Raw genomic sequence first — 12,669 nt, forward strand, 5'->3', positions numbered from 1 at the left:
GCTCACGCATGCTACTGCGTGTGTCCGGCGCTGGCTAGCGCAATTTACCCCTGTCAACTTTTTCCACCACCCTCATGACATGGTGGGCGCCCGCTTGCATTTGCACCCCGATGACACAATCGGAAGATGCCGCAGACCACCGCCGCCCGACCGACCGAAATCATGAAGAGTCTGCCCACCTTCCTGATCGCCATGCTGCTGACTGCCCTGTCTGCCTGTAGCCCGGCGCCGCGCGCCAGCCAGGACCCGCTGTCGATTGCCCGCGCCCCGGTGGCCACGGCCATCAACGACTACCAGCGCTGTGCCCAGAGCGCCTTGCAGTCGCTGAAAGACAACCCGGAGCAGTCCGTGTTTGTGCTCGCCGATGCCGCACTGGCGGCCTGCGATGCCGGCCTGGATCAGGTGCGGCGCAGCATCCTGGCGGATAACGCAGGCCACCCTTATGTGGCCGCGTTTGCTTAAGATGCCAGCGCCAACATCCGCATTCGCACCCGCAACATGCTGGCGCACAGCCTGAACCGCGCTCGGGAAGCCGCAGCGCCGCATGCCGCGCCGGCAAAGTAATTAAGCGGGAAAACCCCCGCAGCGTTCAGCGCAAGCTCTTCACGAAGCGCAGCGCGTTCGGGGCAAGAACACCGCAGAACCGGCTTTGCCGGGCTGCAGGTGTTGCCACCCTGAGGGGGGTTCCGGCTACACGCAGTGAGCCGAGACAGGGGGCTACAAGTTATCGCAGGCCCTTCACATAGCGCGGCGCATTCGGGTCGCGCTGGCGGCGCTCTCGCGGCGACTCGCCCTCGCCGAAGATGGCACCGAATGTCGACTCGATAAAACCTGATTCAGGATAGACCTCTTCCTCGGTATCGATGGACCGGGCGCTCTGGCGGTCGGGCACAGGCGCCGGGGCAAGCACCGGCTGGCTGCGCTCCTTCACCACCTCGGACACCAACTGCACCAGCGGCACGCGTGCCTTGGGCTCGGGGGTGGCCATGATTTCTTCAAGCCGGTCGGCCCACACCGCCAGGTCCACGTGGCCATCCTCGGCGGCTTTTTCCCGCGCAAAACGCGCTATTTCGGCGGCGTATTCCTGGTTACCGGCCATCCACTCGGTGTCGGTCACGCGGCCGGTTTTGCGGCGCAACAGCACATGCAGGTGGGCCGCAACGGCAATTTTTTCACTGGAGGGCATGGTGCGCAATCCTTGAAAGTGGAGTCCGTTGTTTGTCAGTTACGTGCCCAACCGCTCGGCGTGCTGGGTGATGTCCAGGCCGTCGCTCTCGGCGGCTTCGCTGACGCGCAGGCTGACGATCAGCGAGGTGACCCACAAGGCCAGCGCCGTCATGAACAGGCTGTAGAGCATGACGGCGCCTGCGCCGATCGCCTGGGTCATCAGGCTGCCCTCGACACCGGAGATGGCCTTGCTGGCAAAGATGCCGGTCAGCAGCGAACCCACAATGCCGCCCACGCCGTGCACGCCGAACACGTCCAGTGAATCGTCGGCGTTGAGCAGGCGCTTGAGGCCCGTGGCGCCCCAGTAGCAGGCCACGCCGGCCACCAGGCCAAACACCAGGGCCGCGCGCGGCGAGACAAAGCCCGCCGCCGGCGTGATGGCGACCAGCCCGGCGACCAGGCCCGAGCACAGTCCCAGCAGGGAAGGACGCCCGCGAACAATCCATTCGGCCGCCATCCACGAGAGAGCGCCCGCGGCCGCCGCGATGTGCGTGACGGCCATCGCCAGGCCGGCCCGGCCGTCGGAGGCCACGGCGGAGCCGGCGTTAAAGCCAAACCAGCCGACCCACAGCATGCCGGCACCGGCCATGGTCAGGCCCAGGTTGAAAGGCGTAAACGGTTCACGGCCGTAGCCGTGGCGTGGCCCGAGCGCGTAGGCACAGACCAGCCCGGCAATGCCGGCATTGATGTGCACGACCGAGCCGCCGGCAAAGTCCAGCGCGCCCATGCGCGCCAGCCAGCCATTGGGCTCCCAGACCCAGTGGGCAATGGGTGCGTAAACGACGACGGTCCACAGCGACATGAACACCAGCATCGCGGAAAACCGCATGCGTTCCACAAACGATCCGACCACCAGCGCGGCCGTGATGATGGCGAAGGTCAGCTGGAACATGGCGTAGACCGACTCGGGAATGTTGGGCGCGATATGGCTCACGGCCACCTTCTGCGCATCCTTCACGTAGTCCAGCCCGGTGAACCAGAGCCGCTCGGGACCACCCAGATAGTGCCCAAGCGCACCTTTGCCGGGCGTGAAGGCGATGGAGTACCCCACCGCAAACCAGAGCAGGCTGACGACGGCACAGATGGCGACGACGCAGGCCATGACGTTGAGCACGCTTTTCCTGCGCACCATGCCGCCGTAAAAAAGGGCAATGCCGGGCAGGGTCATGAGCAATACCAGTGCGGTGGAGGTCATCATCCAGGCGGTGTCGGCACCATTGAGGGTCTCCACGCCGACCAGCCCTGGCTGCGTCAGCGGTGCCGGGGCAGCCGCAGGAGGCACAGGAAGGGGCGCAGACGCGGCAGCCATCGGAGCGGCAGGAGGCGCAGGAATCGTGGCCTGTGCGGGGGACGGTGCGACTTCCGGAGCGCTGGCAGTGACTGCTGGCGGCGCCACTGCCGGGGGAGCCGTGGTCTGTGCCAGGGCTTGCTGGCATGCCAGGCCCAAGCATAAAGACATACTCAAGGCCAGAAATCTGTTCATATGCATACGGTGCCCGCCTGTTCAATCAACCAACAATTGGTAACAACAGGCATAAGTCGTGCCAATACCGCAGTAGCTCGTGTGATGGGACTGCGACGGAAAATATGTACTGCAAAAGTGCGCAAACGATTGGCGTGGTGCCCCAAAAACATCCACAGAACCAGCGGCCGCCCAAAGCCCGGGGCCGGGAAACCCCCAATGCACTGGGACAGTGCGCCCGCTATATTGGATGACTTGCTGACGAGCCTTGCTGCTCGCAACGCGAGGAGCCGAGGAGACACGAGAGAGTCATTAAGAAGTACACAAGCAAAGCGGCATTCCACAAGAGATGCAGATTTGCAAAAAGCGCTGGCAACCCCAGCGCTTTTTTTATGCCTCCGCCGTGATGGGTAAAACCCTCAAAAACCTTTGCAACCATTGACTGTCTTGCGCAAACAGCTATCTATTTGATAGCAATTAGTCTATTCAATGCGATGGGACAATCCGGGCCATGGAATTATTCATCGTCTCGTTGGCCTCCCTGCTCGCCGGTTTTGTGGACTCTATCGTCGGGGGCGGCGGGCTGATCCTGGTGCCGGCCCTGTTTGCCGTTTTCCCCACTACCCATCCTGCCACCCTGTTTGGGGTGAACAAGGGGGCCTCGGTCTGGGGCACCGCGGTTGCCACGGCCCAATATGCCCGCCGCGTGGAGCTTCGGTGGGCGGCGCTGCTGCCGGCGGCGGCTGCGGGTTTTACCGGCTCGCTGGCAGGCGCCTGGCTGGTCACCGTCATCTCGCCGGGATTTTTGCGCAAGGCCCTGCCCTTTGTGCTGCTGGCGGTACTGCTTTACACCCTGGCCAGGAAGGAGCTGGGCCGCCACCACACGCCCCGCTTTACCGGCCGTGCCGAGACCGCGGCGGCCTGCTGCATCGGGCTGGTTTTGGGGTTTTACGACGGCTTCTTCGGCCCGGGCACCGGCAGCTTTTTTGTATTTTTATTTGTGCGCTGGCTGGGTTATGACTTTTTGAACGCGTCGGCTTCGGCCAAGCTGCTCAACACCGCCACCAACCTGGCGGCGCTGGCGCTCTTTGCCTATAAAGGCCATGTCTGGTGGCATTTCGCCCTCACGATGGCCGTGGCCAACGTAGCAGGCAGCCTGCTGGGCACCCGCCTGGCCTTGAAACATGGGGCTGGTTTTGTGCGCGGGGTGTTTATCGCCGTGGTCAGCGCGCTGATCCTGAAAACCGCTTTTGACGCATTTGCGCGCTGACGGCGTGCTGCCAGTTTGCTATTGATTTAGTAGCTTCTTGCGCACGTCCTGTATGGGTTTTCGGCGGATTTTGCTTGAAATCCGGCCATCACTGTTTAATGACCAAATTGGCGTCCAGCCCAATAAAGGCATGCGCAAGCAGCTCTCAAATCGATAGCGACGGCCGGCTCAATCGGGGTTGATGCCCGCCGCCGCCATGGGCGGCGGCAGCTTGCTGAGCGCCTCCGCAATCGCCGCCGTCCTGGCCTTGGCGGCAGCGGCAGCCGCGGCGTTCGTGGGGCCGGGGGAAGCGCCTGCTGCGCCGGCCGACAGCTGGCCGGCCACGTCGGCGGCCTGACGCGGCTTGCCGATGGGCGCTGCCGCCAGCCCCTTCTGCACCGCCACCATGTCTTCCTCGCTCGGGTATTGGCCCAGCAGCACATAGTCAAAAACACGCCGTGCAATCGGCGCCGCCACCCCGGCGCCCCAGCCGGCGTTTTCCACGATCACCGCCAGCGCGATCCTGGGGTCTTCGGCCGGCGCAAACGCCATGTAAACAGCGTGGTCACGCTGGTACTCTTCCATCTTGCTGCTGTTGTACTTGTCTTTCTGGCCGATGGTGACCGCCTGCGCCGTGCCGGTTTTGCCGCCGCTCAGGTAACCCGCGCCGGCAAACACGCGGGCCGAGGTGCCTTCCTGGGTAACGCCGACCAGGGCCTTGCGCACGATCGCGATGTTTTCAGCCTTGTAGCCCAGGTTTTCCGGCGCATCGGCCGGTAGCGGGTGCATCACGCGCGTCACCGGGTCCTGCGTGCCGATCACCAGCCGCGGCCTGTGCTTGACGCCGTTGTTGGCCAGCACGGCCGTGGCCTGCGCCAGCTGCAGCATGGTGAAAGTGTTGTAGCCCTGCCCGATACCCAGCGAAATGGTTTCACCCGGGTACCACTTCTGGTGCTCCGGCCTTTTATAGGCCTTGCGTTTCCAGTCCTGGCTGGGCAGCACGCCCGTGACTTCACCGCTGATATCGATGCCGGTGATTTGCCCAAAGCCCAGCGGCTGCATGAAGTCGTGCATGGCGTCCACGCCGAGTTCGTTGGCCAGCGAATAAAAGTACACGTTGCTGGACTTCACGATGGCGCGGTACATGTCCACCGCCCCCAGCGCAATGTCGCCGTGGCTGCGGAAGACGTGGCCGCCAAAGCTCCAGGAGGCGTTGTCGTTGACGATGAAGCTGGCGGAGCGCTTTCCGGTTTCCAGTGCCGCCATGGCCATGAAGGGCTTGTAGGTGGAACCCGGCGGATAGGTGCCGCGCAGCGCGCGGTTGAGCAGCGGCTTGTCCAGCGAATCCCGCAGGTATTGCCAGCTCTCCGTGTCGATGCCGTCCACGAACAGGTTGGGGTCGAACGTCGGCTTGCTGACAAACGCCAGTACGTCGCCGGTCTTCGGGTCCATCGCCACCAGGGCGCCGCGCCGGTCGCCGAACATGTCTTCCACCAGCTTCTGCAGGCGGATGTCCAGCGACAGCATGACGGTGTTGCCGGGCGTGGCCGGGTTGCTGGCGAGTTTGCGCATGGCGCGGCCGCCCGCCGAGGTCTCGACCTGCTCGACACCGGTGGTGCCGTGCAGCTGCTGCTCAAAACTCTGCTCGACGCCGAGCTTGCCGATGTAGTCGGTGCCGCGGTAGTTGCCTTCGTCTTCGCTGCCTTCGATGATTTCTTTTTCCGCCTGGTTGATGCGGCCGATGTAGCCCACCACGTGGCTTCCCAGCTCGCCATAGGGGTAGCTGCGAAACAGCCGGGCCTTGATGTCAACACCCGGAAAACGGAAACGCTGCGCCGCAAACCGGGCGACTTCTTCGTCGGTCAGGCGCGTGCGTATGGGCAGCGATTCAAAACTTTTGGATTCTTCGCGCAACCGCTTGAAACGCCGCTTGTCGCGCACCTGGATGTCGACCACCTTTTCCAGCGCGGCAATGGTTTCTTCCAGGTTGTCGACCTTGGAAGGCGTGATCTCCAGCGTGTAGGCCGAATAGTTGGTGGCCAGCACAACGCCATTGCGGTCCAGGATCAACCCCCGGTTGGGCACGATGGGCACGATGGCCGTCCGGTTGCTTTCCGCCTGCTCGTTCAGGTCGGCATGGCGGTACACCTGCAAATACACCAGCCGCGCCGCCAGCAGAGAAAAAGCACACAGCACCGCAAAGCTGGCCACCAGCACCCGCGCGCGAAAGCGCGACAAATCGGCTTCAACATTGCGCAGTTCAGTCATGGCCGTGTGACTCTACAGCCGCCGGAAAGTGCCCACAACCCCGTCCGCTTACCTCTGGAAAGAAAGAGGCGATGCGAAGCGAGCCGAAAAAGGCCAGCATGAGCCGCGGAACTGGCTTCGCCAGGCCGCAGGCGGGCGGCCCCCTCGGGGGGCAGGGAACACACCAAGTGAGTGACCGTGGGGGCCATATCTAGAGTGGTCGATTCTGGTCAGGATCGGGTGCACGGCGCTGCGGCACCAGCAGCAGCACGCTCACCACCGGCCACAGAACGGCCTCTATCAGCGGCGCCAGCAGCATGATCCAGCCCGGGAAAATACCGCCGCCGATCATGCGGATCACCAGCTCCACACCATGCGCCACCGCAAACAGCGGCAGCACCTGCAAGGCCTGCGACGGCACCGTGAACCAGAGCAGGCGGCGATGGATCATGGTGGCAAAAAAGCTCAGCGCCGTATACGACAGCGCATGCTGACCGAGCAGCGAAGACTGGTGCACGTCCATGCCCAGGCCGAACATGAAAGCCACGCCGATGCCGACACGCAGCGGCTGGTGCACGTTCCAGAACACCAGCACCAGGGCCAGGAAGTCGGGCATCCACGGCACGCGGCCCAAGGGCAGCATGTCCAGCAGCAGCGCCGCGATCAGGCTGCACCAGATGAAGACGGGGTTGGCGGGCAGCAGCAGCTGCTGGCCTGATCGCATGATCATGTTGTCACTCCCTGCATGATCATTTCGAAGCCCCCTTCTTCTTGGGCGCGGGCTCGGGGGTGTCGTCGGGCCGCGGCGGGATCTGGCCGGTGCCGGGCTTGACCACGATGACGTGCCGCGCACCCGTCACGAGCGCCTGCGGTGTACAGAAAATTTTTGCGAACGCCGATTCCGCGCGCCGCTCGATGCGGCTGATTTTGGCCACCGGCAGGCCGGCCGGGTAGACGCCGTCGACGCCGCTGGTGGTCAGCAGGTCGCCTTGCTGCACGTCCGAGTTGCTGCCCATGAAGCGCAGTTCCAGGCCGCTGCCCGAAACGGTCGGGTCGCCATAGGCCACGCTGCGCGCGCCTGTGCGCACATTGAGCACCGGAATGGCCAGGTCGCGGTCGACCAGCAAGGTCACTTCGCTGACCAGCGGATGCACGCGGGTGACCTGGCCCAGCACGCCGGACTCGTCCAGCACCGGCGAGCCCAGGTCAACGCCCTGCGCCATGCCTTTGTCGATGATCACCTTTCGGGTGTAAGGGTCCGCAGCGTCGTACAGCACTTCGGCCGCCATCACCGGCGTGCCGAGCTGCTCGCGCAGGCCCATGAGCTTGCGCAGGCGGTTGTTCTCCTGCGTGAGCTGCTCGACCTGGCCGGCACGCAACGATTGCAGCGCGAGCTTGCGGCCGGCTTCTTCGCTGCTGGTTTTGGCCTGGTTCAGGGTGGTGAAATATTCACCGCTGCTTTTGACCGCGCGCACCGGTTGCAACGCCAGCCATTGCACCGGATACAAGGCCGTAGCCAGCGCGGCGCGCACCGGTTGGGTAATGCGAAAACGCGTATCGGCCACCATCAGGAACAGCGACAGCGCGCTGAAAAACACCAGCTTGGACAGCGCCGAAGGCCCCTGTTTGAAAAAGGGCGGCGGGGATCTGTCGAGGGTTCCTAAAGGCATGGTTCGCTGTCAGGCTGGCCCCGCTTCATGCCCGGCGTGCAGCATGAAGTGAAGACGCTTATTCCGAGGTGAAGATGGAACCCAGGCGGTCCATGCGCTCCAGCGCAATGCCACAGCCGCGCACCACACAGGTCAGCGGGTCTTCGGCCACCAGCACCGGCAGGCCGGTTTCTTCGGCCAGCAGGCGGTCCAGGTCGCGCAGCAAGGCGCCACCGCCGGTCAGCATCATGCCGCGCTCGGCGATGTCGGCGCCCAGTTCGGGGGGCGTTTGCTCCAGAGCGTTCTTCACGGCGCTGACGATGTTGTTGAGCGGGTCGGTCAGGGCTTCGAGGATTTCGTTGCTGGAGATGGTGAAGCTGCGCGGCACGCCTTCGGACAGGTTACGGCCCTTGACTTCCATTTCCTTGACTTCGGAGCCGGGGAAGGCCGAACCGATGCTCTTCTTGATGGCCTCGGCGGTGGGCTCGCCGATCAGCATGCCGTAGTTGCGGCGGATGTAGTTGATGATGGCTTCGTCGAAGCGGTCACCACCGACACGCACGCTGCCCTTGTAGACCATGCCGCCCAGCGAGATCACGCCGACTTCGGTCGTGCCGCCGCCGATGTCGACCACCATGGAGCCGCTGGCTTCCGACACGGGCAGGCCCGCGCCAATCGCGGCAGCCATCGGTTCTTCAATCAGGTACACATCGCTGGCACCGGCGCCGAGCGCGCTTTCGCGGATGGCGCGGCGCTCAACCTGGGTGGAGCCGCAAGGCACGCAGATGATGATGCGCGGGCTGGGCTTGAACAGGCTGCGCGGGTGCACCATCTTGATGAACTGCTTGAGCATCTGCTCGGTCACGGTGAAGTCGGCGATCACGCCGTCTTTCATCGGGCGGATGGCCTCGATGTTGCCGGGGACCTTGCCCAGCATGGCCTTGGCTTCGTGGCCGACGGCCTGGATGGTTTTTTTGCCCTGGGGGCCGCCTTCGTGGCGGATGGCGACCACAGAGGGCTCATCCAGCACAATACCGCGGTCGCGTACAAAAATCAGGGTGTTGGCGGTGCCAAGGTCAATGGCCAGGTCGGTGGAGAAGTACCGACGGAATGATTCAAACATATGCAGGAGTCCGGTTGAGCATGAGCAAACTTCGTTGCTCCATCGCCTTTTTATTGATCAAGCAATTATGGGGAAGTTGAGCCAGAGGCGCTCTGAAATCTGCTTCCGGCACCTAAAAAACGCCTAAAGCCCGCATCCAACCCTGATTTCACACCAAAGGCGGGATAATAACGCATCCCCTATAGATCAATAGCTTTAGCCTGCCTGTTTTTTCAGCTTTACACCTCGTTTCAGCCCCTGTTTTCTGGTTTATTTTTCCCGTATTTCCTTCATCCCTACCCCATGGCATTGACACCCCAAGACATCGCCCGCGTCGCCAACCTGGCGCGGCTGGAATTGCGCCCCGACGAAACCGAGCACACCCTGGCCCAACTCAACGGCTTTTTCGCCCTGGTCGAGCAGATGGAAGCCGTCAATACCGACGGGGTGGAGCCTTTGGCCCATCCGGCCGCGGTGATCGGTGAAGTGGCCCTGCGCCTGCGCGAAGACGTCGCCAGCGAGCCCAACCAGCGCGAGGCCAGCCAGGTGAGTGCGCCCGCCGTAGAGCGCGGCCTGTTCCTCGTGCCCAAGGTGATCGAATGAGCGGCGCCATGAAATCTTCTTCCGCTTCTTCTGACCTCCACGACCTGGGCGTTGCCCAGCTGGCCGCCAGACTGGCCGCCCGCGAAGTCTCCAGTGTTGAGGTCACGCAACATTTCCTGGCCCGGATCCGGCAGGAAAACCTGGGCGCCTTCCTGGCCACCAGCCCCGACGTGTCGCTGACGCAGGCCAGGGCCGCCGATGTCCGCCTCGCCGCCGGTGAGCGCACGCCCCTGCTGGGCGTACCGCTGGCGCACAAGGACGTTTTCGTTACGCGCGACTTCCCCACGACAGCCGGCTCAAAAATCCTGGAAAACTACCGCAGCCCCTTTGATGCGACCGTGGTGGGCAAGCTCGGCGCAGCCGGCATGGTCACACTGGGCAAGCTCAACTGCGACGAGTTCGCCATGGGCTCGGGCAACGACAACAGCGCCTACAAACCGGTGAAAAACCCCTGGGACCTGGAACGCATTCCGGGCGGCTCCTCGGGCGGCTCGGCGGCCGCCGTTGCGGCCCGCCTGGTGCCCGCCGCGACAGGCACCGACACCGGCGGCTCGATCCGCCAGCCTGCGTCGCTCACCGGCATCACCGGCATCAAGCCCACCTACGGCCGCTGCTCACGCTACGGCATGGTGGCCTTTGCCTCCAGCCTGGACCAGGCCGGCCCGATGGCGCGCAGCGCGCTCGACTGCGCCCTGCTGCTCTCCAGCATGGCCGGGCCCGACCCCGACCGTGACTCCACGTCGCTGGACCTGCCCGTCACTGACTATGCTACTGATTTGATAGCTGCCGGCGCCCAACCTGCGGGCGCAAAACCGTTAAAAGGCTTGAGAATCGGGCTGCCCACGCAATTCTTCGGTGCGGGTTGCGCACCTGACGTGCTGGCCGCCGTGCGCGCCGCACTGGCCGAATACGAAAAGCTGGGCGCCACATTGGTTGACGTGAGCCTGCCGCTCACCGAACTCTCCATTCCGGTGTACTACGTGATCGCGCCGGCCGAGGCCAGCAGCAATCTGAGCCGCTTTGACGGCGTGCGCTATGGGCACCGCGCGGCGCACTACACCGACCTCAACGACATGTACAAGAAGTCGCGTTCGGAAGGTTTTGGTGACGAGGCCACGCGCCGCATCATGATCGGCACCTACGTGCTGTCGCACGGTTACTACGACGCCTACTATCTCAAGGCGCAGAAAATCCGCCGCCTGATCGCGCAGGATTTCCAGACCGCCTTCACGCAGTGCGACATCATTGCGGGCCCCGTTTCACCCACGGTAGCCTGGAAGATCGGCGAAAAGTCGGACGACCCGGTGGCCAGCTACCTCGCCGACATCTACACGCTCTCATCGAGCCTCGCCGGCCTGCCAGGCATGAGCGTGCCGGCGGGCTTCGGCACGAGCGGCATGCCTGTGGGCCTGCAGTTGATCGGCAACTACTTCAAGGAAGCGCAACTGCTGGGCGCCGCGCACCAGTTTCAGTTGGCTACCGACTGGCACCTGCGCCAGCCCCCAAGCCTTTGAGTGATTTGACATGAGCCAGACCCAATCCACCGTCAACCCTTTCGCCGAAATGCAAGCCGGTCGCCCCACCGGGCCGCTGGTGCAAGGTTACGAAGTCATCATCGGCTTTGAAACCCACACGCAGCTCACCACGCAATCGAAAATTTTCAGCCGCGCCTCTACCGCCTTCGGCGCCGAGCCGAACACACAGGCCTGCGCCGTGGACCTCGCCCTGCCCGGCGCTCTGCCGGTGATGAACAGGGGTGCTGTGCAGCGCGCCATCGAGTTCGGCCTGGCCGTCAACGCGCACATCGCCGAGCAAAGCGTGTTCGCGCGCAAGAATTACTTCTACCCCGATCTGCCCAAGGGCTACCAGATCAGCCAGTTCGAGATTCCGGTGGTGCAAGGCGGCAGCGTCGAGTTTTTCCTGGACGGCGAGGAACGCGCGGTGCGCCTGGTGCGCGCCCACCTTGAGGAAGACGCGGGCAAGTCGCTGCATGAAGATTTCATTGGCATGAGCGGTATCGATTTGAACCGCGCCGGCACGCCGCTTCTCGAAATCGTGACCGAGCCCGACATGCGTTCGTCCGCTGAGGCGGTGGCGTACGCCAAGGAGCTGCACAAGATCGTCACCTGGATCGGCATTTGCGACGGCAACATGCAGGAAGGCAGCTTCCGCTGCGATGCCAACGTGTCGGTGCGCAAACCCGGTGCCGAGTTGGGCACCCGCCGTGAGATCAAGAACCTGAACAGCTTCAAGTTCATGCAGCAGGCCATTGACTATGAAGTGCGCTGGCAGATCGAACAGATTGAAGACGGCCATGTGATTCAGCAGGCCACGGTGTTGTTTGATCCGGACACGGGCGAGACGCGTTCGATGCGAACCAAGGAAGATGCCGCGGACTACCGCTACTTCCCTGACCCGGATCTACCGCCGCTGGTGATTTCGCGCGAGTGGGTGGAGACGACGCGCGCGCGGATGTCGGAGCTTCCACGCGTGATGGCGCAGCGGTTCGTGAGCGACTACAGCCTGCCTGAATACGACGCGGGCCAGCTCACGCAAAGCAAGGCCGTGGCCGCCTACTTTGAAAACGTAACTCAACTTGGCATTGAGGCGCTGGATAAGAGCAACCCGGAAATATTCCAAACCCGAAATGTGGAAAGCCATTGGCGACCACGGATGGCAAAACTGGCCAGCAACTGGATCATGGGGGAAGTTTCGCGCCGCTTAAATACTGAGGAGCGTGACATCGAAACGGTATCGATCTCGCCAGAGCAACTAGGGAAAATGATTGCTCGAATAGTCATCGAGACCATCTCCAACAACGCCGCCAGACAGGTGTTTGATGCTCTCTGGACCGGCGAGGGCCAGGACGTAGACGCCATCATCGAGGCCAAGGGCCTCAAACAGATGAGCGACACCGGCGAGCTCGAGAAAATCATCGACGATGTTCTTGCTGCCAACGCCAAAAACGTCGAGGAAGTTCGATCGGGCAATGCCAAAGCCTTCAATGCACTGGTCGGCCAGGCCATGAAAGCCACCAAAGGCAAAGCCAATCCGGCCCAGGTGAACGAGTTGCTCAAAAAGAAGCTGGGCTGACCGTTCTGACGGAGTTAACAGCGGCCCAGGGGCGAGC

The 12,669-nt window shown here is 63.3% G+C and carries 11 protein-coding genes; 5 read left to right on the forward strand and 6 right to left on the reverse strand.

Features of this window, described 5'->3' with window-relative positions:
* The first annotated feature begins 126 nt into the window (after window positions 1-126).
* The gene (locus AC1DZE_RS17975; protein ID WP_477672016.1) at window positions 127-462 is read left to right on the forward strand and encodes a hypothetical protein; all 336 of its coding nucleotides are present in this window, start codon (window positions 127-129) and stop codon (window positions 460-462) included.
* A 262-nt stretch (window positions 463-724) separates the two neighbouring features.
* Here the strand turns inward: AC1DZE_RS17975 and AC1DZE_RS17980 are convergent, their stop codons facing one another.
* Together AC1DZE_RS17980 and AC1DZE_RS17985 are read right to left on the reverse strand one after the other, a co-directional pair.
* A complete protein-coding gene (locus AC1DZE_RS17980; RefSeq protein WP_457281700.1) occupies window positions 725-1,186 on the reverse strand; it encodes a hypothetical protein in 462 nt (153 codons plus the stop codon).
* A 39-nt stretch (window positions 1,187-1,225) separates the two neighbouring features.
* Complete coding sequence (locus tag AC1DZE_RS17985) at window positions 1,226-2,686, reverse strand: ammonium transporter (RefSeq protein ID WP_477700388.1); 1,461 nt, start codon at window positions 2,684-2,686, stop codon at window positions 1,226-1,228.
* 514 nt (window positions 2,687-3,200) lie between these two features.
* Between AC1DZE_RS17985 and AC1DZE_RS17990 the strand changes: the two genes are divergently transcribed.
* Window positions 3,201-3,959 carry a TSUP family transporter gene (locus AC1DZE_RS17990; RefSeq protein WP_477672017.1) on the forward strand — a complete coding sequence of 253 codons (759 nt, stop codon included), beginning with the start codon at window positions 3,201-3,203 and terminating at the stop codon, window positions 3,957-3,959.
* A gap of 168 nt (window positions 3,960-4,127) precedes the next feature.
* Here AC1DZE_RS17990 and mrdA read toward each other — a convergent pair whose 3' ends face one another.
* From mrdA to AC1DZE_RS18010, 4 genes are all read right to left on the reverse strand, one after another.
* Entirely contained in the window at window positions 4,128-6,206 is a 2,079-nt protein-coding gene (gene mrdA, locus AC1DZE_RS17995; RefSeq protein WP_477700389.1) for a penicillin-binding protein 2, read from the reverse strand.
* A 190-nt stretch (window positions 6,207-6,396) separates the two neighbouring features.
* Entirely contained in the window at window positions 6,397-6,915 is a 519-nt protein-coding gene (gene mreD / locus AC1DZE_RS18000) for a rod shape-determining protein MreD (RefSeq protein ID WP_457281704.1), read from the reverse strand.
* A gap of 19 nt (window positions 6,916-6,934) precedes the next feature.
* Complete coding sequence (mreC, locus tag AC1DZE_RS18005; protein WP_457281705.1) at window positions 6,935-7,855, reverse strand: rod shape-determining protein MreC; 921 nt, start codon at window positions 7,853-7,855, stop codon at window positions 6,935-6,937.
* A gap of 58 nt (window positions 7,856-7,913) precedes the next feature.
* Complete coding sequence (locus tag AC1DZE_RS18010) at window positions 7,914-8,957, reverse strand: rod shape-determining protein (protein WP_457281706.1); 1,044 nt, start codon at window positions 8,955-8,957, stop codon at window positions 7,914-7,916.
* A gap of 282 nt (window positions 8,958-9,239) precedes the next feature.
* Here AC1DZE_RS18010 and gatC point away from each other — a divergent pair, with 282 nt between their 5' ends.
* The 3 genes from gatC to gatB are packed head-to-tail and all read left to right on the forward strand — an operon-like array spanning window position 9,240 to window position 12,632.
* Complete coding sequence (gatC, locus tag AC1DZE_RS18015) at window positions 9,240-9,539, forward strand: Asp-tRNA(Asn)/Glu-tRNA(Gln) amidotransferase subunit GatC (protein WP_457281707.1); 300 nt, start codon at window positions 9,240-9,242, stop codon at window positions 9,537-9,539.
* Window positions 9,540-9,547: 8 nt separating this feature from the next.
* On the forward strand, window positions 9,548-11,053 hold the full coding sequence (gene gatA / locus AC1DZE_RS18020; protein WP_477672020.1) for an Asp-tRNA(Asn)/Glu-tRNA(Gln) amidotransferase subunit GatA: 1,506 nt from the start codon (window positions 9,548-9,550) through the stop codon (window positions 11,051-11,053).
* Between the two features lie 10 nt (window positions 11,054-11,063).
* Window positions 11,064-12,632: an Asp-tRNA(Asn)/Glu-tRNA(Gln) amidotransferase subunit GatB gene (gene gatB / locus AC1DZE_RS18025; protein WP_477700390.1), complete on the forward strand. Its 1,569-nt coding sequence runs from the start codon at window positions 11,064-11,066 to the stop codon at window positions 12,630-12,632.
* Window positions 12,633-12,669: the final 37 nt, after the last annotated feature.

This window comes from Polaromonas sp. P1_F1, assembly GCF_056405795.1.